Raw genomic sequence first — 25,800 nt, forward strand, 5'->3', positions numbered from 1 at the left:
GATGATAGAAATGATTGAGCCAAGCATGTGGCTCATGCTCGGATTGGTTGCCCTGCTTGCCGGATTTATCGATGCGGTAGCCGGCGGTGGTGGCATGCTGACGGTCCCTGCCTTACTCTCTATTGGTCTACCACCGCATATTGCATTGGGTACCAATAAGCTAGCGGCCACTTTTGCCTCTTCAACGGCGGCTTGGACCTATTACAAAAAACAATTGTTTTCACCGTCGTTTTGGCGACAGTCCTTCATTGCCACACTCATTGGTGCGATAGGCGGTACCCTGGTGGTGGACATGCTCTCAACGGAGTGGCTGGAAAAAGCCCTGCCGCTTATCATCTTGGCAACCGCGATATACACAGTTTGGCACCCGCATCCCAAAGGGGACAAGCACAGCTTGCCTGAGAAATCGGCCAAACTGACCAAAAAGCAATGGTTGCAAGGAACCACCCTGGGGTTCTATGACGGTGTTGCCGGTCCCGGTACTGGCGCGTTCTGGACCGTTTCTAACATGGCCCTGTATCGACTAGACATTTTGATGGCGTCCGGCCTTGCCAAGGCCATGAACTTCACCAGTAACCTGACCTCACTGGTGACTTTTGCTATCTTAGGGCATATCAACATTGTATTGGGCCTGACAATGGGTATTTGCCTGATGCTCGGCGCCTATATCGGCGCTCATTCAGCCATTCGCTTCGGTGCTCGTTTCATCCGCCCAGTTTTTGTTACCGTTGTTATTATTCTGGCCATCAAACTGGCCTTGCAGGCTTGGTTTTAATCCGCCGCTGAATTTGGAGTCATACCGTGCTCGATTTCCAACGACTGGAAAATATTACAGCCCAACTGGCTGAGCAAGTCGCTGCCATCGATAGCCAGCGGGGCGAAGCACAACGCCCGTTATTTGATGAGCAGCTCTTTCACTGCCGCAGCAAATTGCTGACACCCTGTGTTGAAGAAATCAAACAAGAAATCGTTGCGCTTCGCCGCGAACATCTCCAAGGCACTCTGGCACCCAACCGCACCCAGCATGTTTGTGAGCGCATTGTTGCGCAGATCCAAGCGGTACAACGGGAGCTCGCCACTCAACAGATCCGCAACAACGAACCCCAACGTAACAAACATTGGCAAAAGCCGATTTATGAACTCAAACAAGATCTTGCCCAGCATCAGGAATGGGCAAGACGCCTCGCGTCCATGCAACGAAACAAAGAAAGAGCGCTAAGCCAATGCCGCTCGGCCGATGGGCAACAGGCGTTACAAGACGAAGCCGCCACACTGGCAGAACGCCTGCACCGCTGTCGATTAGCACTGGCAAAAATAGAAAAACAGATCAGCTCGAGGGAGCGCAAAGGCTAATGGCACTTCATCTGGTTTACCACCCAATATATTCACAGCTGGCGCTTCCGCCGGAACACCGCTACCCGATCAACAAGTACCGGATGCTGTATCAGCACCTGAATAATGAGTTAGATTTTCAGTCGCACCCTGATCTGCAGTTGCATCAACCCCAGCCCGTTGGTGTTGATGAGATCAAACAGCTCCACCACCCTGACTATATCGATGCATTATTTGGAAACACGTTACCTGCAGCCAAAATGCGTCGGATTGGCTTTCCGTGGAGCCCGCAACTGATCGAGCGTACTTTGACCTCTTCAGGGGGCACCAAGCTGACCGTCGATTTAGCCTACCAGTACGGTATTGGCATTCATTTGAGCGGCGGTTATCACCATGCCCATCATGACTTTGGCAGTGGCTTTTGTTTAGTCAACGATCTGGCACTGGCTGCCCGGCATGCCATGACTCTCGAAGGTATCTACAAAGTGATGATCATTGACTGCGACGTCCACCATGGCGACGGGACAGCAACCTTGCTGGCTGATGATACCGACATCATCACCTTTTCCGTTCACTGCGACAAAAACTTCCCGGCCCGCAAGCCCGATTCTGATATTGATCTCGCCTTGCCGAGAGGAACGACAACCGAAGAGTACTTGGATGCCTTTGGTGGGATCTTGCATCTGGCGCTAGCCCAACACCAACCGGACATGGTGATTTACGACGCCGGCGTCGATATCCACCAGCAAGACGAGTTGGGCTATTTCAATGTTTGTACTGACGGTATTTACCAACGCGATCATCTGGTGCTTAGTCAATGTGATCAAGCCGGGATCCCAGTCGCCGCTGTTGTCGGGGGCGGTTACCGTAGCGAGCATCAACATCTGGTCAATCTGCATGCCCAGCTTATATACTCAGCCTTAGATGTACTGGCCAAGCGCTAGCCCTTTTACTCATTATTGAACGAGCACTATGACTGAATCTACCTCATCACCTCTCGACAATGCGCCTGAAGACATCAAGCTCGCTGTCGATCTCATTTACCTTCTCGAAAGCAACGAGATTGACCCGGAAACGGCACTCTCAGCCCTTGAGATAGTCAAAAGCGACCTAGAAGCAAAAGTGAAAGCCAAGCAAGGCAGTTAACATCATTTCAATCCAAGCCACACCAAGTTGTTACCACCGGCAACGAAAAGTGGCTTGGGCATCCCCCGTCAAAGAAATGTTTGCCCTCAAACATGCCGAGCACATTGCTGATGTTGTACAAAAGCTAAAAGCCCTGCCAGAAAGAGATTACGAGTGCCATGTACTGACCTTTGAGAAATTACTGGTCAATATTTCGAAGGCACTAGGCAGCGATGATCTTCGTGATAATCCAATCAACCAACAGGGCAAACTGCTTGTTTCCCTGATCGAAGAGCAAAAAGCCCAGTCAAGTGAAGGAGAGCAAAATCTCCAGAGCCTCCTTGCCCAACTATCATAAGAGCAAGGTTAAGTGAGCGAGCTGGAAGCCAAAATTGCCGAGCTAAATGCTTCGCTTGTTGCCGCTTACACCAAAGCAAGCGAGCAGGCTGAAGAGGCTGTTGCCATCTCAGGAGCAAACAAAGAAAACACCGAAGCCGCAGCAAAAACTGACGGCTAATATTGAACCAGATACTGCTGGTTAATCCTTAAGGTGTATCAAACATAAGAAGTGGCTATTTAACCACTTCTTTTTTATTGACCTTTCCCTAGGGGTAAGGTTTACACTTGGTGGAAGTATTAATAAAACTAGTGATTATTGATGACCTTGCGCCGACCGCACAATTTCTTAGCATTACTGATGGTGTTGATGATAAGCCTGATTATCAACCCAGTCTTTGCTATGTCCGGTCATCAAACCACGTCACTTCCAGTATCACCAGACAGCGCTCATCACCCTGCCAACAATAGTGTTCACAACGCTGGTAGTGACTCACACCATATCCATCACCAGATCGAACATTCTAACGCCTCCCATTGTGCAGACTGTGGCGAAGGCGAGATGATGAACCCGGAACATTGTGGTAGTGATGGGGATAACCAGCACTGTAAAAGCTGCAACAGCAGCCACTGCCAGTATTCTACTCCGCCGGTTTTCTATCTCACACAGTCCAATTCTTCAGATAAAGACACTCCTCAGCGCTTGCTGGTAAGTGCCCCTATTTCACGTCAAGAGACCAGCCTCCGCCCTCCTATTCACTAATTCGCACTTTGCCATATCTGGGCATAGCTATAGCTGCGGTTATCCGTATGGCTGCTATTTGTCTATGCCCAGCCGTTATCAATGTCGAATAAGTGAAAAAAACATGCATAACAATAAGATATACCGTGCGCTAGGCATGGTGTCTTTGATTGGTTTTGCGGCCAGCTCTTGGGCCAACAGTGAACCAGTCAACACGCTGCAATCAACCAGTACTCTAGCAGCACCAGCGACGTTACATGGGCTCATTGACTGGGCCGTTGAGCACGATGTTGCCCAGCAGCAAATTCAGTATCAGGCGGATGCGATCAGTGAAATGGGCATTGCCAATAGCCAATTGATGGATCCGAAAATGAAAGTCGGCATCGGTGGCTTGCCCGTCGATAGCTTTGCCTTCGATGAAGACCCAATGACCAATATTTCTGTGGGCCTGATGCAGCAATTCGGTCGCGGCGATAGCTTGTCTTTGCAGCAAAAGCAAAGCCAGCTGCAAGCGGAAAGCGTTCGCAAGCAAGCGGATGTACGCAAGCTTGATGTCACCAAAGCCATCACCACATCATGGATCGAACTGGCCTACCTCGAACAAAGTCATCAGTTGATTAAGCAAAACCAAGACTTGTTCCGCGAGCTTACCCGCTACCTGAGTACCAACTACGGTGTCGGGGCCAGCCAGGCCCAGGATTTGATCCAGGCTGAGTTGCAAGTCAACAAAATTGATGAGCAGCTGCAGTCAAACCAGCAGATGCAGCAACGTCTTCGTGCCCAGCTATCTGAGTGGTTGGGCGAGCAAGCATGGCAGGTAAAACCTCAAGCCTATCCGCAATGGCAGGCATTGCGTACTTACTTTGCGGCATCACCACAGGACCATTATCCCGCCCTTGCTAGCCACCCGAGCATTCAGGTGGCCGATGAGATGATCAAGAGCAACGAGACAGGTGTTGAGCTCGCCAATGAATCCTACCAGCCGCAGTTCGGTGTCGAAGTGATGTATGCCCATCGCCAGGCGGATCGGATGGACGGCTCTCCTGCACCGGATCTCGTGAGTGCTTTTGTCACTCTTGATCTCCCGTTGTTCACCGAAAAACGCCAGGACAAAAAACTCTCTGCCGCCCAACATCAGGTCGGTGCCGCCAGAACCCAGCGTGATCTAATGTTGCGCCAGATGAATGCACAAGTCCGTGCCGCCGCCATCGATCGTGATAACACCCAGCAACGCCTGGATCGATACCGCTCGACGTTACTTAAGCAAGCCAAAGAAAAAACCCAGGCTGTCGAGCGAGGCTATCAAAACAACACCAGCCAATTGGATGAGTATATTCGTGCCGCCAGTGAAGAGCTGACTCTCGAGCTGGAGCAGGCACGCCTTGCCGCCGACCTACAACAAGCAAATAACAATCTGGCTTACCTGCTGAACAAATATTAAGGGATACCATGAAACAGTCATTTTCTGTTGCCTTCATCGCTCTCGTCATTGGTGGCGCGATTGGTGGCGCATTAGGTTTCTATACAAACACCTACTTTGCTAGCGATGATTTTTCCGACGGGCCAAATGGGAAGGCAAGCAATGAGCCGCTGTACTGGGTCGCTCCGATGGATCCGAACTACAAACGAGACAAGCCCGGTAAGTCACCGATGGGAATGGATTTAATTCCTGTCTACGAAGAAGATCTTGCCAGTGGCAATGATGACCCAGCAGGCACTGTCACCATCAGTCCTGCTGTCGAAAATAACCTTGGTGTCAAAACCACCCAGGTCAAACGCCAGCAACTTGCACCCAAAATTGATAGCGTCGGCTACGTCAGCTTCGACGAAAGCCAGCTATGGCAAATCAACAGCCGTGTCAGCGGCTGGATCAAAAACCTCAGCGTCAATGCCATCGGTGAGCGCGTTCTGGCCGGCCAGGTGTTGTTCGAAATCTACTCACCGGATTTAGTCAGGGCTCAAGAAGAGCTGATTAATGCCAAGCGCATGGGCAAAGCCGTGCTGGTCAATGGTGCCAAGGATCGGTTACGTTCTTTAGGGGTGGATAACGGCCAGATCAACGATATCCTCCGCCGCGGAAAAACCCGCCAATATATTGCGATCAAAGCGCCTGCTGACGGGGTTATCGCAACCCTAAATATCCGCAACGGCGCTTACTTATCGCCGCAGCAAACGGTTATCAGCGGTGGGTCTTTGTCTGATGTCTGGGTGGATGCCGAAGTCTTTGAACGCCAAGCCCACTGGATCACCCCAGGAACCAGTGCGGATATGTGGGTCGATGCCCTGCCGGGTAAAAGCTGGCAAGGCCAGGTCGACTATATCTACCCGATCCTCGACCCGGCAACCCGTACCTTGCGGGTGAGGTTGAAATTCAGCAACAGTGACGCCAACCTCAAGCCCAATATGTTTGCGAACCTCAACCTGATCCCGCAAACCAAGGAATCGGTCTTGGTCGTACCGGAACAAGCCGTGATCCGCTCCGGCAGCATGGCAAGGGTTGTCCTTGCCCTCGGCGAAGGGAAGTACCGCTCAGTTCGCATTGAAACCGGGCGAACAGCAGCTGGCATGGTAGAGGTCATTGATGGCCTCACAGCCAATGACACTGTGGTCACATCAGCCCACTTCATGCTGGATTCTGAATCAAGCCAAAGTGCAGACCTGAGCCGGATCAATACGCCTATTCCAACCGAGCCCGTCAGCCAAGTCCACACCACCGGCGTTATCCGAAATATCATGTTGGGCCATAACATGCTGACCCTGGATCACACGCCTATTCCCGAATGGGGCTGGCCGGCAATGACCATGGATTTCACCGTCAGTGATGACAGCGACCTTAGCCAGCTCGTCGGCGGTCAGTCGGTCCGGTTTCTAATGACCAAACAGGAAGACGGCCAATATACGATATCAGATGTTAAAATCGATGATGGGCAAAATGGCGCCGTCGATCACAGTAATATGGATCACAGTAGCATGGACCATAGCACTATAGATCACAACACCATAGACCACAGCAGCATGGACCACAGCCTTCATGCACCAGTGAACAAGGGGGCTGAGCAATGATCAGTGCCGTGATCCGATGGTCAATACAAAACCGCTTTCTGGTTTTGGTTGCCACCGCTTTTTTGGTTGCCTCAGGCATCTATAGCGTCAAGCAAACCCCGATTGATGCCATCCCGGACTTGTCTGACGTACAGGTCATTATCAAAACCAGCTACCCGGGCCAAGCACCACAGGTGGTCGAAGATCAGGTCACCTACCCGCTGACCACAGCCATGCTGGCAGTACCGGGGGCAGAAACAGTACGAGGATATTCGTTCTTTGGTGATTCCTACGTTTACATCATCTTCGATGATGATACCGACATGTACTGGGCACGTTCACGGGTATTGGAATACCTAAGCCAGGTCGCACCTAACTTACCCGATAACGCCAAACCCACACTGGGCCCAGATGCGACCGGTGTAGGCTGGATTTACAGCTATGTATTGGTGGATAAAACCGGTCAGCACGATCTTAGCGAGCTCAGAAGCCTGCAAGACTGGTTCCTGAAATACGAACTGCAAACGGTTGAAGGGGTATCGGAAATCGCCACTGTCGGCGGTATGGTCAAACAGTACCAAGTGCAAATTGACCCGAATAAACTGCGTGCCTACAACCTGACTTTGCAGCAGGTAAATATGGCTATCCAAGCCGGTAACCAGGAAGCGGGAGCTTCTGTGGTCGAGCTTGCCGAGGCGGAGCATATGGTTCGTGCAACGGGCTATGTGTCTGATATTGACGATCTCAAGAACCTACCGCTGAAAGTCACCGAAAAAGGTACACCGCTGCTACTGGGTGATATTGCCGATATCAACCTCGGGCCACAGATGCGCCGCGGGATCTCAGAGCTAAATGGCGAAGGCGAAGCGGTTGGCGGTGTGGTCGTCATGCGCTTTGGCGAAAACGCCCAAGAGGTGATCAGCAAAGTCAAAGACAAGCTGGCGGATCTCGAACGCAGCCTGCCTGACGGGGTGGAGATCGTCACCACCTATGACCGATCTGGCTTGATCGATAATGCGGTTAATAACCTGTACGAGAAACTCATCGAAGAGTTTATTGTCGTTGCCATCGTCTGCGCCCTGTTCCTGTTCCACTTCCGTTCATCGTTGGTAGTCATGATCAGCTTGCCGATCGGTATCCTGTCGGCCTTCATTATCATGCACTGGCAGGGGATCAACGCCAACATCATGTCGCTGGGGGGCATCGCCATTGCAATTGGGGCCATGGTTGATGGTGCCATCGTGATGATAGAGAACGTCCACAAGCACATAGAACGGACCCCGCTGACAGATGAAAATCGTTGGCAGGTGATCAGCCGCGCCGCGGAAGAAGTCGGTGCGCCGCTGTTCTTCTCTTTGATTATCATCACCTTGAGTTTTGTGCCGGTATTTGCCTTGGAAGGCCAGGAAGGCAAGATGTTCTCGCCACTGGCGTTCACCAAAACCTACGCAATGGCAGCCGCTGCCGGTTTGGCCATCACCTTGGTCCCGGTGCTGATGGGCTATCTGATCCGTGGCAAGGTGATGCCTGAGCACAAGAACCCGATCAACCGCTTGGTGATTGCGCTTTATCGTCCCCTGCTCAATTTCAGCTTGGCTTTCCCTAAAACGGTCATTGTCATTGCGCTGGCATTGATGGCCTCTGCCTATTACCCAATGCAGAAAATGGGTAGCGAATTCATCCCGCCGCTGGATGAAGGCGATTTGATGTATATGCCGACGACTTATCCGGGCATTTCCATCGGCAAGGCCCGCGAGCTGCTGCAGCAAACCGACAAACTGATCAAAACCATCCCGGAAGTGAAAACCGTGTGGGGCAAGATCGGCCGGGCAGAAACCGCCACCGACCCTGCACCATTGACGATGATTGAAACCATTATCCAACTCAAACCCAAAGAGGAGTGGCGTGAAGGCGTCACCACGGAAAGCCTGCGCCGCGAATTGGATAACTTGGTGCAGTTTCCGGGCTTGACCAACGCATGGGTGATGCCAATCAAAACCCGTATCGACATGTTGGCAACCGGCATCAAAACACCTATCGGGATCAAGATTGCAGGCCCGGATCTCAAGCAAATTGAACAAATTGGCGCTGATCTTGAAACCTTGCTGCAAAACGTTGAAGGCACGGCCTCGGTCTATGCCGAGCGGGTCGCCGGTGGCCGATACATCACCATGGACATCAAGCGCCGTGAAGCCGCTCGTTATGGCTTGAGCATTCGTGATATCCAGCAGGTGATCAGCACGGCAGTCGGCGGGATGAAGGTCGGTGAGTCGGTCGAAGGGCTGGAACGCTACCCAATCAATGTCCGCTACCCGCAGAGCTACCGAAACTCTTTGGATAAATTGCGTAACCTGCCGCTTGTCACGCCCAACGGTGCCCGCATTGCCTTGGCTGATGTTGCCGACATCCGCTTTGAGGATGGCCCTCCGATGATCAAGACCGAAAACGCCCGTCCTAACGGCTGGGTATTCATCGACATCGATGGCCGTGATTTAGGCTCTTATGTTCAGGATGCCCAGCAAGTGGTTGCCAATCAACTTGAATTACCGGCCGGTTATTCACTGGTTTGGTCAGGCCAATACGAATATATGGAGCGGGCCAAGGCACGACTCACCGTCGTCGTACCCGCCACGATTGCCATCATCATGATGCTGCTCTATCTCAGCTTCCGCCGCGTTGGCGAGGTGATGATCATCATGGGCACCCTACCATTGGCAATGGTCGGCGGGGTATGGCTAATGGAATGGCTCGGCTACAACTTCTCGATTGCTGTTGGTGTTGGCTTTATTGCCCTCGCCGGTGTCGCGGTCGAAATTGGCGTCATCATGCTGGTTTACCTCAACCAAGCCTGGAAGTTCCAACAGGCGGAGGCCGAACATACCTGCCAACCGCTAACACTTGCGTCACTCAATAAAGCCATTCAGGAAGGTGCCGGTTTACGGGTAAGGCCAATCATGATGACCGTTTCCACCGTCATCATCGGCCTCATACCCATCATGTATGGCTCAGGTACGGGCTCAGAAGTCATGCAGCGCATCGCTGCGCCGATGATCGGTGGCATGTCATCGGCACTGCTACTCACACTGGTGGTACTGCCTGCCGCTTTCCAACTATGGAAACGCTTTAGTTACAAATTAACGAACTAACGACCAACAACTAACTATGAACCCGGTGTTCAGCACCGGGTAAGGATATATGATGAAAGTAAACGCTGCGCTAACCCTCGCTATTATGCTAACAACACCGATGACTTTCGCTGCAGGCGATCACGCTCATGCTCATGATGGAAGCCACGAAGGCCATAGCACGATGCAAGGCCACCACGATATGTCAGGGCATCACGAAATGTCAGGACACGGAGCAATGGCTTCTGCGGTCGGCATGCCAGCACCAGCAAACCAAGCAACTCAAACCTACAACGTCATTTTAACCGATGATATGAAAATGCAATTCGAGCCAAGCTTGTCCATCAAGCAAGGTGATGTCGTGCGTTTTGTGGTGATCAATAAAGGTCAAATCCCGCACGAATTCTCCATTGGCAGTATCGACGAGCAAGCAAAACACCGCGAGATGATGCGCGCGATGCCGGATATGGAACACCACGACGGCACCACCCTCACCCTAGCTGCGGGTGAGACTGCAGAAATGGGATGGCACTTTATGGGACAGAACTTTGTTGAGTTCTCTTGCAACATTCCAGGCCATTCGGAAGCGGGCATGAAGCGTAATACGATTTTGAAATAACAGGATGGAACACACGATGAAATACTTACTACCTACCATTTTCCTCGCTCTAAGTAGCGGTCACGCCCTAGCCAGCGTTGATACCTTGAGCAAAGCACAAGCTTTCGCTGAACTGACACCGCAAAAAGCCCTCGAGCAATCTCAACAGTGGCATCGCACAGGAGAAGCGACAGTACGCGTCATGCCAGATGCTATCTATGCCGAGTTTGCCGACGGCTCCAAAGCTGAAGTGCCGACTGAAGATGATTTTCTGCTTTCTATCGCCCCCTACGAGCAAGTTACCCATGGTTGTACTTACCATGTCCCAACCGGCTGTCAGGGGGAAATGGTCAATAAGGCCATGATGGTAGAGATCATCGACACCCAAACCAATGAAGTGATCCAGTCCGGTATGGTCAAAACCCAAAAAGACGGATTCATTGATTTCTGGATGCCTAAAAACGGCAACTACCAGTTCACCTTCACCTACAACGGCAAAACCGCCTCAGAAGTCTTGAGTACCGAAGGCAACAGCCGTACCTGCATCACTACCATGCAGTTGCTCTAGATAACAACTTTCCCTCCTGTAGGCATAAGACTGCAGGAGGGAGTCCACCTTTCATTCGCCTCTCGCCTCTCGCCTCTCGCCTCTCGCCTCTCGCCTCTCGCCTATAATATATTTTGACAATCAAACTATATGATCACAGAATACCTTGATTATCAAAATATATAATTTTCAAACAAAATAGCTCAATGTAGGGAACACGCATGCATAGCGAGAATTTACAGCAATGGCAGCACAGCCATAATTTTGTCTCTATTAATCAACAAGGTGAACGCCGGACGTTATGGGTTCTCGGGTTAACTCTCGTCACCATGGTGGCAGAAATCACCGCGGGCACACTGTATGGTTCGATGGCCTTGCTGGCCGATGGCTGGCATATGGGTACCCATGCAGCGGCATTTCTCATCACCCTGTTTGCCTACCGCTATGCCCGCAAGCATGCCAACAACCCGGCATTTTCTTTTGGTACCGGTAAGGTCAGTGTTTTAGGTGGCTTTACCAGTGCTATCGCTCTTGGCTTAGTGGCGCTGCTGATGCTGGTCGAGTCTATCCATCGCTTGTTCAACCCACAGGCAATACAGTTCAATGAAGCGATTATGGTTGCGGTGATTGGCTTGGTGGTTAACGTTATCAGCGTGTTCTTGCTGCATGATCATCATCATGACCACGATCACCACAATCATCATGGCCATGAACACAACCACGGCCATAGCCACGGTCACGGTCACGGTCACGGTCACGGTCACGACCATAACCTCCGCGCGGCTTATTTCCACGTCTTGGCAGATGCATTGACCTCACTATTGGCGATTGTTGCCCTGCTGTTCGGTAAATATCTGGGCTATGACTGGCTTGATGCCATTATGGGCATGGTCGGTGCGGTTATAATTACCCGCTGGGCGTGGGGGTTGATGAAACAGACCAGCCCTATCCTGCTTGACGGCAATATCGACCATGGCTATCAGCAAAAAATTATCGACACCCTTGAGCAAGACGCCGACAACAAGGTCAGCGATATCCATATCTGGAAAGTCAGTGCCGACCATTACGCTGCAATGATTTCACTGGTGACCCACCATCCAAAGGCGGCTAATGAATACAAGCAATTACTGTCAGAGTTCGATAAACTTAGCCATCTCACCATAGAGGTCAACAGGTGCCAAGCGGCACACTGACAGCGAGAAAGAAATGAAAGACATTGAGCAGCTGAACCACACCATTATCGAATTCTACGAAAAGCTCTCTTCCTGGGAGCAGTCTGTTGTCCGTGGCAAAGGGTTTTCCCTTCCGCAGATCCATGTCGTAGAAATTCTGGGTGCCCACGGTGCAATGAGGATGAAGGAGCTGGCCGACAAAATTGGCGTCACAACCGGCACCCTCACTGTTCAGGTCGATAAAATGGTCAAACTGGGCCTGCTGCTGCGTCGCCCGCATGAGTCTGATCGCCGCTCCATTTTGGTTGAACTGACCGCTGAAGGTGAAGAGCTATACCACGAGCATGACCAACTTCACCTCAGCCTAACGCAGGACATTACTGCCAAACTCAGCGCCGAAGAGTGCCAGCAGCTGCTTGCCAGCCTGACCAAAATGAACCAGGAATTCTGAGCAATTCTATTTTCTTCGAAGTCTTACCGTCTTGCCATACAGGCACCCTAAGTGCCTGTATACCCTCTGAAATATGCACCAGCATTAATGCGCACCCACACGCTTATTTTCTGGCTGAATAGACGTCACATAATTTGTCTTTTATCAATAAATAGTTGGTAACCTCTCATCTCCCGACTAAAATCCTGAACCTTTCCTGAATAACAGTTGTCTGCTTCTAGACACAACCTTCAACACACGGCTGTTTACCAGCCTTGGCCATAACGGCAGGCATGACTGACAAAGACATGACCATGCAGGGCCTGACACGGATACGGACATGAGTGAGACCACCTACGGCCAGTACAACCCGGCCTTTCAGTTTTCCTTTCTACACCCTCGCCACTGGCTTTTATGGGCAACGATGCCATTTATTTTGTTTCTAGCCTTACTACCGCACAGCGCTCGAAAAGGTATTGCCCGCTTTGCAGCAAAACTGATCTTAAAGAAGAAAAAAGGGGCTAAGCGACGGGCGCTGAAGAACATTGAGCTTTGCTTTCCCGATTACAACAAAGAACAACGTTTAGCTTTATTGGAAGATACTTTCACTGTCGCAGGCTGTATTTTACTCGGCTTTGCCCAACCGTTTATCAAGGGCCGCCGCTACGTACTCAACAGCCACGATGTGCACGGGATCGAACACTTGGAGGCTCTGCAGGGCCAAGACAAAAATATCATTATGCTGGTTCCTCACAATTGGGCCATCGACTTCTCGGCACTTTATTTCGCCGCCAATGACATGCCGATGGTGGCAATGATCAAGCCGCAAACTAACCCCATCATCAACTGGCTGATGAACATTCAACGCAAGCAATTCGGTGGTCGGATTTACCAGCGCAGCCAAGGGATCAAACCTTACCTACGCTCAATAAAGGAAGGGTATCTGGCCTACTACTTGCCGGATGAAGAGCACCAGCTCCAACAAAGTGTCTTCGCGCCATTCTTCGGCCACGAAAAAGCGACAGTCAAAGGAGTTGGCAAACTGGCGAAACTCTCAAACGCTGCGGTGTTGCCGGTGTTTCCGGCCTACGATTTAAAGACAGGAAAATTTACCATTACCATCCAGCCTGCTTTGACTGGCTTTCCCTCTGGCAATGAATACCAGGATGCAACGCGGATGAACCAAGAACTGGAACAGATGATCCGCCAGCAACCTGAACAATACATGTGGATCCTTAAGATCTTACGCACCCATCCTGACGGCAGCCGGCGCTATTAACTGCTCGGCCCAGCTTGCCGATACGTAAAATGAAAAAGGGCCGGATGCTGATAACATCCGGCCTGGCTTTATTTTATTATTGATAGGTTTCTTCTACACGTCGTTTATTTCAAATAATCGTTAGACGGTTTCTAGCACTTTCACTCTTAAATCATTATCGACTTGCTGCAAGGCTTCCAGTAGTTGCTCGGTGTCCACTTCAGATGGCACATCAACCTGCAGCTCGGCAAAAAATAGAGCCTGCCCAAGATCGGGCACACCAATACGGTGGTTTTCTATTTTAACAATACCGATCCCAATATTATCCAGGATGCGGGTAATATCATTGACAATACCGGGACGATCACTCGACTCGACTTTCAAGGTAAGGTGATCGGTTTTGATCTCACCTGCCTCTTGGGCTTCAATAACCCGAATATCCAATTCCTGCTGGGACTGGAACAGTTCTCTCAACTCGCTGACAGACTGCGCAGGAATATCAATTTTCAAGATACCGACAACCTGATTATCTAGTCTGTTGATTTTACTGATCAGCCACTTCCCCCCTAGCTCGTGGGTTTTAGCTGCTAATTTATTGATAAGTTGAGGATGATCTTGCCCCGCAAGTGTGACGGTTAATTGAGTATTCATACGCGCTCCCCCCTCTACAATCCAGCCAGAAATACCCTGGCTATATAGTCAGACTAGCAAGCAAGATGAAACCGTGCCGTGATAAAACTCGATTCTGATTACGAAAAAAACCTGTAACTCTGTATTGAATTCACAAATCCGCATAAAAAAGCCAGTTACTTGCGTAACTGGCTCATCGGTAATGTGCTAGTTCATTAGCTTCAGCTGTTAGTGCGATATTTCTGCAGTATTTCACCCAACTGGCGGGAAGTGTCAGTCAAGCTCGTACTGTTATCAACCGACTGCTCGCTCATCGTGCGGATCACCTCCGACTGGGAACGAATATCATGCAGCTCTGACGCAATATCATTGGCTACCGTTGTTTGCTGATGGGCAGCCGTCGCTATTTGGGTGCTCATATCCATCACCTGGCGGGCCGACTCGGCAATGCTGTCCACATCTCGGCCAATTTCGGTGATCATCTCACGGCTCTGGTGGGACTGCTCCAGGGTCACCGCCGTAATATTAGAGATACTGCTGGTTTCCAGCTGCAGTTTGTCAATCATGGCCTGGATCTCAACCGTTGCCTGCTGGGTACGACCAGCCAGCGTCCTGACCTCATCGGCAACCACCGCAAAGCCCCGGCCTTGTTCACCGGCACGGGCGGCTTCAATGGCTGCATTCAGGGCCAGCAAATTTGTTTGCTCGGAAATCGCATTGATAGTGGTGATCACCGCATTAATTTCCTCGGCCTTCTCATTGAGGCTACCAACGGCACGTGATGCTTCATCGGTCTGCTCCGACAGCTCGGTCACTTTGATGATCGCCTGCTGAACATTACGATTTCCCTGCTCGATGCTGTGCATATCGGCATCCGATTGTTCCGAGGTTTGCTGGGCCAGGCCAGCAATGTCTTTTGCCGACGCCGTCATCTCTTCCATCGCGGTTGCCACCGAGTCGAGCGATGCATATTGCTGGCTCACCTGCTGGCCCGCACCTTGGGCATCATTGCTGAAGTTACCCGCCGCAACCTGTAAGTTCTGTGCGCTTTGCTTAACGGTGTTAACCAACTCGCTCAAGGTATCCATAGTACGGTCTAACTCGAAACCGATAATCCCGAATTCATCCCGGCCCACATGAAAACCAAGGCGTGAGGTCAAATCGCCATCGGCAATACGCTTGGTCGCCTGGTGCATTACCCACAGTGCACCGCCTAGGAAAGTCGCCATCCAGTAACACAACAGACCAATAGGCAACAGGGTGATCAGAGTATAGAAAAAGCGCTGTAAGGCCTGATCTTTTCCAGCATCGATTGTCGCGGAACTTCCCTGCGGCAAACTTGCGGTTCCCAGCGGAGTCACAGCGACAACATCATTGCCTACACCACGGGAAGTGAAGCTAACCCCCTGCTGCTGCAAAATGTTGCGTTGGGCATCTGCATCCAACCCTGATGCCAGCACGGTGTCGACCATTACCGTAAGCCTGGCTTCAGCTAGGACAAGATGCTGTTGCTCCAATTGGTTAACGGTTTGACGGTATTGCAGGCCTGCAATCGCCGTTACCAATGTCGCTATCAGCGCAAACAGCACCCAAAACTTGTCATTGACCGACATTTTGACAAACAGCCGGTCAATAGTACGGAATTCAACCTCTCTCATTGTCGTTCCCTGTAATCATTATGGTTTGCGGCATATGGTATCAGCTCGCCACACCCAGTTGTGATACGGGGTTTATTTTTAAGACAACAAAGCCTATCTATTTCACAAAAAGTCGATCTTAATCACGATCGAGAATGCTCTTCTGCTTTCATCAGAAAAACAGACATAAAAAAACCGGCTGAAACCAACCCCAACAGGGCAGCTTCAACCGGTCTTTACTTCAGTCAGCGAAAGCGGAAGGAATTAAATTCCTGCACGCTTGAACAAGCCAGCCATCAGTGGCGAGTTTGCCTTCACTTGCTTCGACTTGTTTTTGAACTCACGAGCCAGCGTTGTGTCATTGATTGAGTTGGCAATGTAAATCATTGATTGGTACATATCGCCTGCAGTCTTGATGCGGGCCGTATCATTCATCGGGCTGATGATGTTCACCACATCAGTTCCCTTCATGCCGTTTTTGGTTGCATGGTTCTCAACAGAATCCAGCAACTTATCTAAATCCATCACGAAGTCAGAATTTTCTACACCTAACTTCTTAATCTCTTTCAGGTTACGCTTGCGAACCCGATTAATAATAAATGCAGGCTTGTTGATAAACTTAAAGCCAGCAAAACCAGCAACAATCAGCAAGGCAACACCACCAGCTACATAACCCCAAATCGAACCCGAAGATTCAGCAACCGGCTGGATCACTTCGGCGGCGGTTGTAACAGACACTGGTACATCAGACATATTGGTAACCTTTCATTTCTCTGGAACAGAACAACAGTGACATTATGCACTCCGACCACAAAGAACTATGCGTTTTATCAATATTTGTTGCAAATAGGGTGATCGAGTTCAAGCTTTGGTAAATATACCAGCGAAAAAGCCGTGCCACAATGCATAACCTGTCACGGCTTTTGTGCTTCGCCCTGGCCGATATCACAGTTACCACCGCCAGCTCGTCAGCTCGTACCCTCGTTTGGAGGTGATCAGGCAAATACTAGGATGTGGGGCCTAGGAGCAAATAATTATTGATACAGGTCTCAGTTTCACTCTTCCTTACTATATGCAACGACAAGTACTTGCTATTTTAAAAATTCAAAATATTGAAGATTAATCAGAAGTGCTATGAGAACGCCATATATCAGCAAGGAAGGGGCAGCCATTATCAACATCGCCCGCTACTTAATGTCGACGACGGTCAATGACCGGCTGCGTACGATTGACGCCTTATCTGAAGATATCGGGGTTTCTGTTGGCTTTGTTCAAAAAGCACTGACGACGATTGAACAGCAAGATGCGGTGAGGTTATCCAAGCAAGGGCGCAACGGCACATTCATCTCCAAACTTGATTACCGAGCCCTTGCCAAGCTGACCGGGTTTTCCCATATCGTTTGCGCCATGCCGCTGCCCTACACCAAGCACTATGAAGGCCTCGCCAGCGGGCTGAAACAGCAAATCGGCGATCTCCCTCTGTATTTTGCCCACATGCGCGGCGCCGGCGTCAGGGCCGAGTGCTTGCTGGAAGGCACCCATGACATCGCGATCATGTCCAAGCTTGCGGCACAGACCTATTCGGGGGGAGTCGTTACGGCTATCGATTTGGGGCAGTATTCATACTCCCACCCACACCGGCTTATCTTCCGGCAGGGGGAATATGACAAGATCAAGTTTGTCGGGGTGGATCCGGACTCCCCAGACCAAAAGCTGCTCACCCAGTCGGCCTTCGAGGACAAACCTGTCACCGTCGTCGAGATAAACTATGCCGACAGCATGAACCTACTGCTCAACGGCGAGATTGATGCTGTGGTCTGGCTGCCGGAAGCCATCGACATGGAAAAATATGGCCTCGCAGAGCGGCCGCTGGACCACATAGAACAATGCCGACTAGCCTCTGAGGCCGTCATGCTGGTAAGTGGGGAAAATCCGCATATCACGACGCTGCTCAGAAAACTCATTAATATTCCCGCTTTGCTGGACCACCAGCAGCAAGTTGTCCGGGGCGACATCACCCCGAATTACTAATCACGGAACAGGAGCGAACAATGAAGGAGCGTCTCACTCTGCTTCAGCAAACCAAGGTGATCAGCCCCGAGGCTGGCGAAGCCACGCAAATCGCCGTCGGCCTCATTGGCCAGCACCTTGCCTTGGCGCCGGATAATGACCAGTTCCAAATGGCCATGACCCATTTTGCCAGGGCCTATGACCGGATCATCAACCATATCCCGGTGACGGATGGCCTGGATCAGGAGCTGCTTGACGAAATCCTCGCCGATGACGCCTACGAGAGCATCAATGCGCTGCACCAAGCCATTATCCATCAGGTAGGCTTAATTGATGTTCCCGCCGCCGAGAACTCTTTTTTGCTAAGCAACCTCTTTTCCCTCTACTACGCCGGGCAGGAAACGGAGGGCGTATGCTGATCGATCCAGATGGCTATACCTATTGCCACGAGCACTTGCATATTGATCTGTCACCGCAAAAAGGCGATCTCGATTGCCGTCTGGACCAATATGCGCTGATCAAGTCGGAGATGGATGCCCTCGTTGAGCGTGGCGTGTATAACATCGTCGAAGTCACGAATTCCTTTATGGGAAGAAATCCTCAATTTATTGAAAGTTTAATCTCAGATACCGGGATCAACGTCCTGCTTTCCACCGGATATTACATAGAGGGATTTTTCCCGCCCGAGATTTATACCAAATCAGCAAGGGCGATCAGCCAGGAAATGATCCGTGAAATTGTCGTCGGCGTGGAGGGCAGTTCGCTCAAGGCCAGCGTGATTGGCGAGGTAGGCAGCAGCGAGAATGCTTTCACCGAAATGGAGCAGAAGGTCTTTGAAGCCGCTGCGATGGCCCACTACGAAACCGGCCGGCCAATATCGACCCACCAATCGATGAGCACCATGGGCCGGCAGCAGATCGAGCTGCTGCAGCGATTCGGCGTTGATATGGAGCGGGTGACTGTTGGCCATTGCGATCTGAAAGACAACCTCGACGATATCCTGTGGCTGCTCGATCAAGGTTGCTACGTCCAGTTCGATACCATCGGCAAGAACAGCTATTACCCAGACAGCCGCCGGATTGAGATGCTCAAAGCGCTTTCAGAGCGCGGAAGGTTGAATCAAGTGATGCTGTCGATGGACATCACCCGCCGCTCGCACCTGCAGCAGAATGGCGGGCTCGGATTCTGCTACCTGGTTGACTCATTTGTCCCCCAGTTACTGGCGCATGGCATCAGCCCGGCAGAAGTCGACACCATGCTAAAGCATAACCCCTACACCGTTTTCCAATAACAAGCAGAAAAATAACAAGGATTGATTATGAAAAAAATCGGAATTGCCGGCTTACAGCGCGAGCAGATAAAAGAGCAAATCGAGCAAGCTTCACCGGGCCAGTTCGAGTGCCACATCCTGAACGACATGGAAGCCGCGATGAAAGTGAAAAACGGGGAGCTCGACTACTACATCGGGTGCTGTAATACCGGCGCCGGCGCGGCCCTTTCGATTGCCATTGCCATCATCGGCTTTGCCCAGAGCTGCACCATTGCCAAGCCCGCCATTCAGGCCAAGCAACACGAAATCGATCAGTTCTTGAGCGAGGGCAAAGTCGCCTTCGGGCTCTCGGTCGAGCATGTCGAGCATGCCGTCCCCATGTTAATCAACACACTCGCCAGCAGGTAAGCCGCTATGGATATGATGAACATCGGGCTGGTCGCCCTTCTCTGTGCCATGACCGCCTTTATTGCCAACCTCAGCGTCTCGGTTTTCCACGACGGCATCCGCCCCATCCTGCCCCAACTGGTGGAAGGCAACATGACCCGCCGCGACGCGGGCTCCGTTGCCTTCGGCCTCTCGATTGGCTTCGTCGCCTCCGTGGGGATTTCATTCACCCTGTCGACTGGCCTGCTCAACCCTTGGCTGCTCTTCCTGCCAACCGATATCCTGGGGGTCATGATTGCCAGCCGCTGGCTGGCGGCGCTTGCCGGCGGCTTATGGGGAATTCTGGTTGTCACTTCGCTCAGCGGAGTCAATGCGGTGCTTACCGGTTTACCCATTGACGCACTGGGTGCGCTGGGTGAGCTCGGCACCCCGGTCATGACGGCCTTTGCCTTGTTCCCGCTGCTGGCGATTTTCTACCAGTTTGGCTGGAAGGCCGGTGCGCTTGCCGCCGTCGTCGTCCTGTTTTCGCGCCTGCTGACGATTCAATTTACCGCTATCTACCCTGAATCCATCCAGATTTTTGTCGGAATGCTGATGCTGGTCGGCACCGCGGTGCACAAAGACATCAATGACAAGCGCAACGGGATTATGCCACCCGATATGTCGGGGATGCACAGCCTGTTCGACGAGCGTACCAAGCGCATCATGAAGCACCTGCCCCTGCTGGCAGCTACCGGGTCGTTGATCGCCATCGTCGCCAATGCCGGTATCTTCGCAGGATCGGAAGTCTCCATCTATGCCCTTGCCGATGCCTACAAGCTAACAGATCCGATAGAGAAAGAAGCGGCCATGCAGCAAGTGGCCTTGTCCGAATTTATGCGGGGCCTGGGCTTTGTGCCGCTGATCGCGACCACCGCGCTGGCTACAGGGGTCTACGGCGTGGTCGGGATGACCTTCGTGTTTGTCGTTGGCTACCTCGCGCCCAACGTGCCTGTGGCCGCTGTGCTCGGTGCCCTGACTATCTGCGCAGAAGTCTTCCTGCTGCGTAAAATCGGCCACTTCCTCGAGCAGTTCCCTTCCATCCGCAATGCGTCCGACAACATCCGGAACTCGATGAACACCCTGATGGAATTTGCACTGCTGATCGGCGGGGTTCTGGCCGTAATGAAAATGGGGTCAACGACCGGACTGACCATTTTCACCATGCTGTTCTTCCTCAATGAAGTCATGGGACGCCCTATCTTGAAGATTGCCGCACCCGCTGTTGCAGCGATTTTGACCGGTGTCGTACTCAATGTGCTCTATGTCTTCGGCCTGTTTTCTGTCTAGCTGACCGGTAAAAGAGCCAGCTCCACCGAGACAAAAAAACTGACGTTGTCCACACGCCTCCGCCGTGGACTGGCTCTGCTCATCCTCAACAAGGGGTTTACATGTTTCTCAAAGCATTACAACAGCAAAACCCAGCGCTTATTGATAGTGCTATTGCCCTGCTGCAAAACGGCACCATCCTTCCCGATACCTATGTTATTGATGTCGACCAATTCATAAATAATGCTCGTATCATCAAGGAAAAAGCCGAGCGGTGCGGGATCCGGCTCTACGGGATGACCAAACAGCTTGGCCGCAACCCCCTGCTGGCTAAAATCCTGGTCGATGAGCTCGGCTACGACGGGGTGGTCTGCGTTGACTTCAAGGAAGCGAGGCAGCTCCACCAGGCGGGCGTAAAAATCAGTCATCTGGGCCATTTGGTCCAGCCGCCTAGCCATTACATTCCCTATATTGTCTCTGCCATTCAGCCCGAAGTGATCACGGTTTATTCGATCGAGAAAGCCCGGGAGATCTCAGCCGCCGCAGTGAAGGCCAACCGGCGCCAGGGGATCCTGCTAAAGTTCTTCCACGCCGCCGATACCTTCTATATCAACCAGGAGGCAGGTTTTCCCATCGGCTCCCTGGAGACTGTCTGTAATGAGGTTGCCGCCCTGCCCAACCTGCACATTGCAGGGCTGACGCATTTTCCGTGCTTCCTCTACAACCCCGACACCCACCAGACCGAGCCGACTCAGAATCTCGACACGCTACTGGATGCAAGATCACGGATGCTGGAGCGGGGCTATGAGGTGTCGCAGCTCAACATGCCCTCGGCCACCAGCACCCAGACACTGGAGATCATAAAGCAGAGCGGCGGCACGCATGGCGAGCCCGGCCACGCGCTAACGGGCACGATGCCGGCCAATCAAGACGGCAGCCAGCCGGAAAAAGTCGCCATGGCCTATGTCACAGAAGTCTCCCACCAGTTCGGCGGCAACAGCTACTGCTTTGGCGGCGGCTACTACCGCCGCGGCCACATGGCCCATGCACTGATCAGACAGCATACCGCGCAAGGCTTGCAACGGGACACCATCGTCGGTGTACGCAATGATGATGATGCCAGCATCGATTACCACCTCCAGCTCGAATCCCCCTGCCGGGTCGGCACGCCTGTGGTGATGGCATTCCGAACGCAAATTTTCGTTACCCGCAGCGACGTCGCGCTGGTTGCGGGGATTTCAAACAATGCCCCCACATTGCTGGGACTCTATGACGCTCAGGGGAACGAGGTGGAGCATGGCTAGGTTTGTCGTCGTGGTACTCGATGGGTTTGGTATCGGCGAAATGCCCGATGTCGCTGAGACCAGGCCACAAGACCGGGGGGCGAATACCGCCGTCAAGCTGCTGGATCACTTCCCGTTGAAAAGGCTCCCCACGCTTGAAAAACTCGGGCTCATCAACATTACCGGCTTGACCCGCTCGGTGATGCAACCCTCAGTGCAGGCCAACTGGGGGACGGCCAAGTTGGCCCATCACGGCTGCGACACCTTTATGGGCCACCAGGAAATTATGGGCACCCTCCCCAAGCCCCCGATGGTCAGACCCTTTCAAGAATCCATCGACGATATAGAGCAAGCCCTTCTCCAGGGGGGATACTCGACAGAACGTATCACCCGGGATGCGCTGCAACTGCTGATGGTCAACCGCTGCGTGGTCATTGGTGACAACCTGGAAGCCGATCTTGGCCAGGTGTATAACCTGACGGCCAATTTCAACCTGATCAGCTTCGAAGAAGTGAAGAAAATAGGCCATGTGGTACGCAGCGCCAATGCGGTCAGCCGCAATATCGCTTTCGGGGGATTTATTCCGTCGATGGCGCGGGTCTTCGACGCTATAGAAATCAAGAAAGATCAACAGGGCAAGCCTGCCTATATCGGGGTGAACGCCCCGGATTCAGGGGCTTACGACGAAGGCTTTGAGGTTGTCCACTTGGGCTATGGCGTCAACGCCCAAACCCAAGTTCCCCATCATCTCCACCAAGTCGGGGTGCATACCTACCTGTACGGAAAGGTGGCTGACATTGTCCAGAACGATACCGGCACATCATATACCTCGGTAGTGGATACCGACCAGGTCTTTGCCCTGCTCCTGAGCGATCTCAACACGGCGCAGGGGTTCTTCTGCGCCAATATCCAAGAAACGGACTTATCCGGCCATCAGCAGGATCCCAAACGCTATTGGCAGGTACTGGAAAAAGCCGATCGCGGGTTGGCCGCAGTGATCGATACCCTCGCCCCCAATGACGTCCTCATTGTGATGGCCGATCACGGCAACGACCCCTTTATCGGCCATACCAAACATACCCGGGAGCAAGTCCCGCTGATGGTATACAGCCCCGGTATCACCGGGGTCCAAGTGGGATACCGCAACACCCTCGCTGACATCGGCGCCAGCGCAGCAACCTTTTTCGGCGCGAATCCCCCCGAGTCGGGATGCTCGCTGCTGGCACCGCTCAAACACGAAGAAAAGGAGCCGCACTCCTTCTAATGAAATGCGATTTTCACAAAAATCCAATAACCTAACAAACCAACAAAGGAAAACGCAATGACACCTAAAACAATAGTTTCCATTGCTGTTGCACTGGCGATATCCCCTTCAGTATTCGCCAACCAAGGAGGGATGCAAGACTTCCTAGACGATCTCCGTGACTTCGAGTCTGGTATCAACCCGAACCTCAGCACATTCTACGCCGAGAACTTAGACAACCCGGTGTATACCTATGCCCAAGTCACCAAGCCTGGGCGATTGGTCAGGGACTGCGCGACTGGTGTCATGGTGTCCGAGCCGACGACGATCAATCAGTTTTTCCAGAAGCTAGGGATCGATGGCATCTACAACCCCGCGACCCCGCATGATCCTGAGATGTTCCGTCAAATGCAGTTCAATTCATTGAACGCGTGGGGGTTCGTGGGATACCAGCTGGGCGAGGCGGTCTTGATTGATGCGGGTTACTACAGCCCCAACACCGTCAATATCGACGGCAAGGAATATGACAGCTTCTACATGTTTGTGCCCGATTCAACCTGGATTGGCTGTAAAACTGAAGCCCTGGCCGAAATACCGGGCTCCGGGGGCAACCAGGTCTATGTCACCGACACCAACCTTTGGCAGGGTACCTTTGTCGGCAAAAACGGCATCAATAGCTTCAACGATTTGGTGATCCCCGAGAAACAAGAGCTGGTGATCCGGGATGCGATGCATTTCAACTACAAAATCATGTCCAAGATACTGGCCGATGCCAATATGACATGGGAACAGGCCCTGGCGAAAAGCTGGCCGGGCAAAGACGATGATGGCCAGCCTATTCAAGTCCAGGCGACCATGTCGGGCATTTTGGCTGCCGCCCACCTTCGCGGCGCCTGGGGAACAGGCGACCTGCTGACCAAAGACCAAATTACCTGCGACGAGCTGGGCACGTGTATCACCAAGTACGTCCATAAGTTTGGCGGCTTCAATACCCTGTTTGACGTCCCGGGAGACAGCATCAGCCACGGCTCAATCTATGACGAGGTCCTGACCGCGGGCTGGGGGAACGACACGGTTATCCTTGGCGGCGGCAGCAACCAGCTGTTGCTGCACGAACAGAGCGGGACGACAACGACGGTCACTGACTTTGTCCTCAACAAAGACTTAATCATTCTTCGTGGCTGGCAAGCTGAAGATCCCCTCGCCAACCTGACAGTGACGGATCAAAATGGCTCCAGCGAACTGCAATTCGCCGGCCAGTCCGTCGTCCTCAACGGCATCGCTGCCAATGATATACTGGCCAATCCGGACAATGTCATTCAGGTGTCCAATATCTACACGCTAGCCTGGAATATCGGCAAGCAAGTTGTCGAGAACTTCAACCCGGCCGTCGATAAAATCGAAGGCAGTGCGGGCATTGGCTTCAAGCACCTCAAGGCCTATGAGACGGCCAATTCCGTGGTTATCGGCCCGCAAGCTGAAGACGGCGGTATCTATGCCTCCTACGAGCTGATCGGACTGACCCTCGCCGACCTGACCCCAGACATGTTTGTCAACGTGACCGGCGGCTACGACCGTCTTGGCTATATCGTCCCGTTGAGCCACCTCAACTGGGGCTGGAACATGACCCTAGAAGTGGCCAGCTTTGATGTGGACAAAACGGTGATCACCCTGCCTAGCAACCAACCGACGCCTTTCTCGGCGCTCAAGCTGACCCAGGAAGGCGCGAATGTTGTCATCACATTGCTGGAGCCTTATGCCAAAGGGGACAAAAAGAAAATTGTGCTGCACAACACCGATGTAACCCTGCTCTCTGACGCTAACTTCTCCGGCTTCTCGGGCAGCTACAGCGAGGCAACCATTGATATTCCAGTCATGTTTGATATCCAGGTTGCAGTTAACGGCACAGGCGGCACCATCTCGCCCGCACCGGACGCAAACGGTCTGCTGCAGGCAAAAGGCGGCACGGATTTCACCGTCAACTTCATTCCTGATAGCGGCTACAAGGTAAAAGAGATTGTCGTAGACGGCGTGACCTACCCCGCTGCCAGCTCCTACACCTTCACTTCGGTCAACAGCGCGCACAGCCTGGGCGTGTCGTTCGAAGCCGGTGTGAGCTGCCCTGTCGCATGGGATAGCAGCGCCGTTTATGTGGCAGGCGATCAAGTCACCTACAACGGCACCGTCTATGAGGCCAAGTGGTGGACATCGGGTAACCAGCCGGACCAAGGCGGCCCTTGGCAAGCCATCGGCGGTTGCTAAACCTCCCCTTTCGGGACGGGATGTGAAAAAAAGAGGCTGCTCGGTTGAGCAGCCTCTTTTCCT

Annotated in this window: 26 protein-coding genes; 23 read left to right on the top strand and 3 right to left on the bottom strand. The window is 52.3% G+C overall.

From position 1 onward, the window contains the following. Position 1: 1 nt before the first annotated feature. The 15 genes from R2X38_RS16825 to lpxM all read left to right on the top strand — a co-directional run bounded on the left by R2X38_RS16825 (position 2) and on the right by lpxM (position 13,728). The gene (locus tag R2X38_RS16825; protein WP_317523484.1) at positions 2 to 775 is read left to right on the top strand and encodes a sulfite exporter TauE/SafE family protein; all 774 of its coding nucleotides are present in this window, start codon (positions 2 to 4) and stop codon (positions 773 to 775) included. Between the two features lie 26 nt (positions 776 to 801). After that, a complete protein-coding gene (priC, locus tag R2X38_RS16830) occupies positions 802 to 1,353 on the top strand; it encodes a primosomal replication protein (protein WP_317523485.1) in 552 nt (183 codons plus the stop codon). After that, complete coding sequence (locus R2X38_RS16835; RefSeq protein WP_317523486.1) at positions 1,353 to 2,276, top strand: histone deacetylase; 924 nt, start codon at positions 1,353 to 1,355, stop codon at positions 2,274 to 2,276. Before priC ends, R2X38_RS16835 begins: the two co-directional genes overlap by 1 nt. A 28-nt stretch (positions 2,277 to 2,304) precedes the next feature. Further along, complete coding sequence (rsmS, locus tag R2X38_RS16840; RefSeq protein WP_317523487.1) at positions 2,305 to 2,478, top strand: pleiotropic regulatory protein RsmS; 174 nt, start codon at positions 2,305 to 2,307, stop codon at positions 2,476 to 2,478. A 49-nt stretch (positions 2,479 to 2,527) separates the two neighbouring features. Next, positions 2,528 to 2,815 (top strand): hypothetical protein, encoded by a 288-nt coding sequence (locus tag R2X38_RS16845; protein ID WP_317523488.1) that lies wholly within the window; start codon positions 2,528 to 2,530, stop codon positions 2,813 to 2,815. 12 nt (positions 2,816 to 2,827) lie between these two features. Further along, positions 2,828 to 2,974, top strand: a complete 147-nt coding sequence (locus R2X38_RS16850; protein WP_317523489.1) for a hypothetical protein — start codon at positions 2,828 to 2,830, stop codon at positions 2,972 to 2,974. A 189-nt stretch (positions 2,975 to 3,163) separates the two neighbouring features. Next, positions 3,164 to 3,556: a hypothetical protein gene (locus R2X38_RS16855; RefSeq protein WP_317523490.1), complete on the top strand. Its 393-nt coding sequence runs from the start codon at positions 3,164 to 3,166 to the stop codon at positions 3,554 to 3,556. Positions 3,557 to 3,659: 103 nt separating this feature from the next. Further along, positions 3,660 to 4,976, top strand: coding sequence for a TolC family protein (locus tag R2X38_RS16860; RefSeq protein WP_317523491.1), 1,317 nt, complete (start codon positions 3,660 to 3,662; stop codon positions 4,974 to 4,976). Positions 4,977 to 4,984: 8 nt separating this feature from the next. Continuing rightward, complete coding sequence (locus R2X38_RS16865; protein ID WP_317523492.1) at positions 4,985 to 6,598, top strand: efflux RND transporter periplasmic adaptor subunit; 1,614 nt, start codon at positions 4,985 to 4,987, stop codon at positions 6,596 to 6,598. Next, entirely contained in the window at positions 6,595 to 9,723 is a 3,129-nt protein-coding gene (locus R2X38_RS16870; protein WP_317523494.1) for an efflux RND transporter permease subunit, read from the top strand. The genes R2X38_RS16865 and R2X38_RS16870 overlap by 4 nt, the downstream gene beginning before the upstream one ends. 52 nt (positions 9,724 to 9,775) lie before the next feature. After that, positions 9,776 to 10,321, top strand: a complete 546-nt coding sequence (locus R2X38_RS16875) for a cupredoxin family protein (RefSeq protein ID WP_317523495.1) — start codon at positions 9,776 to 9,778, stop codon at positions 10,319 to 10,321. A gap of 16 nt (positions 10,322 to 10,337) precedes the next feature. Continuing rightward, positions 10,338 to 10,868, top strand: a complete 531-nt coding sequence (locus R2X38_RS16880) for a CueP family metal-binding protein (RefSeq protein ID WP_317523496.1) — start codon at positions 10,338 to 10,340, stop codon at positions 10,866 to 10,868. A 200-nt stretch (positions 10,869 to 11,068) separates the two neighbouring features. Then, positions 11,069 to 12,040: a CDF family Co(II)/Ni(II) efflux transporter DmeF gene (dmeF, locus tag R2X38_RS16885; protein ID WP_317523497.1), complete on the top strand. Its 972-nt coding sequence runs from the start codon at positions 11,069 to 11,071 to the stop codon at positions 12,038 to 12,040. Between the two features lie 13 nt (positions 12,041 to 12,053). Further along, positions 12,054 to 12,470: a MarR family transcriptional regulator gene (locus R2X38_RS16890; RefSeq protein WP_317523498.1), complete on the top strand. Its 417-nt coding sequence runs from the start codon at positions 12,054 to 12,056 to the stop codon at positions 12,468 to 12,470. A 319-nt stretch (positions 12,471 to 12,789) separates the two neighbouring features. After that, positions 12,790 to 13,728 (top strand): lauroyl-Kdo(2)-lipid IV(A) myristoyltransferase, encoded by a 939-nt coding sequence (gene lpxM, locus R2X38_RS16895; RefSeq protein ID WP_317523499.1) that lies wholly within the window; start codon positions 12,790 to 12,792, stop codon positions 13,726 to 13,728. Positions 13,729 to 13,848: 120 nt separating this feature from the next. Here lpxM and R2X38_RS16900 read toward each other — a convergent pair whose 3' ends face one another. The 3 genes from R2X38_RS16900 to R2X38_RS16910 all read right to left on the bottom strand — a co-directional run bounded on the left by R2X38_RS16900 (position 13,849) and on the right by R2X38_RS16910 (position 16,727). Beyond that, complete coding sequence (locus tag R2X38_RS16900; protein ID WP_317523500.1) at positions 13,849 to 14,358, bottom strand: glycine cleavage system protein R; 510 nt, start codon at positions 14,356 to 14,358, stop codon at positions 13,849 to 13,851. A gap of 200 nt (positions 14,359 to 14,558) precedes the next feature. Further along, positions 14,559 to 15,995, bottom strand: a complete 1,437-nt coding sequence (locus R2X38_RS16905) for a methyl-accepting chemotaxis protein (protein WP_317523501.1) — start codon at positions 15,993 to 15,995, stop codon at positions 14,559 to 14,561. Positions 15,996 to 16,238: 243 nt separating this feature from the next. Next, positions 16,239 to 16,727, bottom strand: coding sequence for a hypothetical protein (locus R2X38_RS16910; RefSeq protein ID WP_317523502.1), 489 nt, complete (start codon positions 16,725 to 16,727; stop codon positions 16,239 to 16,241). A gap of 381 nt (positions 16,728 to 17,108) precedes the next feature. Here R2X38_RS16910 and yhfZ point away from each other — a divergent pair, with 381 nt between their 5' ends. The 8 genes from yhfZ (at position 17,109) to R2X38_RS16950 (ending at position 25,737) form a co-directional block, all read left to right on the top strand. Continuing rightward, on the top strand, positions 17,109 to 18,005 hold the full coding sequence (gene yhfZ, locus R2X38_RS16915; protein ID WP_317523503.1) for a GntR family transcriptional regulator YhfZ: 897 nt from the start codon (positions 17,109 to 17,111) through the stop codon (positions 18,003 to 18,005). Between the two features lie 20 nt (positions 18,006 to 18,025). Further along, entirely contained in the window at positions 18,026 to 18,403 is a 378-nt protein-coding gene (locus R2X38_RS16920) for a hypothetical protein (RefSeq protein ID WP_317523504.1), read from the top strand. After that, the gene (locus R2X38_RS16925; protein ID WP_317523647.1) at positions 18,400 to 19,275 is read left to right on the top strand and encodes a phosphotriesterase-related protein; all 876 of its coding nucleotides are present in this window, start codon (positions 18,400 to 18,402) and stop codon (positions 19,273 to 19,275) included. Before R2X38_RS16920 ends, R2X38_RS16925 begins: the two co-directional genes overlap by 4 nt. A 27-nt stretch (positions 19,276 to 19,302) precedes the next feature. Beyond that, positions 19,303 to 19,662, top strand: a complete 360-nt coding sequence (locus R2X38_RS16930; RefSeq protein WP_317523505.1) for a DUF2620 domain-containing protein — start codon at positions 19,303 to 19,305, stop codon at positions 19,660 to 19,662. 6 nt (positions 19,663 to 19,668) lie between these two features. After that, positions 19,669 to 20,970 carry a YhfT family protein gene (locus tag R2X38_RS16935; protein WP_317523506.1) on the top strand — a complete coding sequence of 434 codons (1,302 nt, stop codon included), beginning with the start codon at positions 19,669 to 19,671 and terminating at the stop codon, positions 20,968 to 20,970. A gap of 101 nt (positions 20,971 to 21,071) precedes the next feature. Beyond that, complete coding sequence (locus tag R2X38_RS16940) at positions 21,072 to 22,253, top strand: YhfX family PLP-dependent enzyme (protein WP_317523507.1); 1,182 nt, start codon at positions 21,072 to 21,074, stop codon at positions 22,251 to 22,253. Beyond that, positions 22,246 to 23,496 (top strand): phosphopentomutase, encoded by a 1,251-nt coding sequence (locus R2X38_RS16945; RefSeq protein WP_317523508.1) that lies wholly within the window; start codon positions 22,246 to 22,248, stop codon positions 23,494 to 23,496. Before R2X38_RS16940 ends, R2X38_RS16945 begins: the two co-directional genes overlap by 8 nt. A gap of 57 nt (positions 23,497 to 23,553) precedes the next feature. After that, entirely contained in the window at positions 23,554 to 25,737 is a 2,184-nt protein-coding gene (locus R2X38_RS16950) for a carbohydrate-binding protein (RefSeq protein WP_317523509.1), read from the top strand. The last annotated feature ends 63 nt before the right edge of the window (positions 25,738 to 25,800 follow it).

The sequence above is a fragment of the Photobacterium rosenbergii genome (genome assembly GCF_033022775.1).
Classification (GTDB): Bacteria; Pseudomonadota; Gammaproteobacteria; order Enterobacterales; family Vibrionaceae; genus Photobacterium; species Photobacterium rosenbergii_A.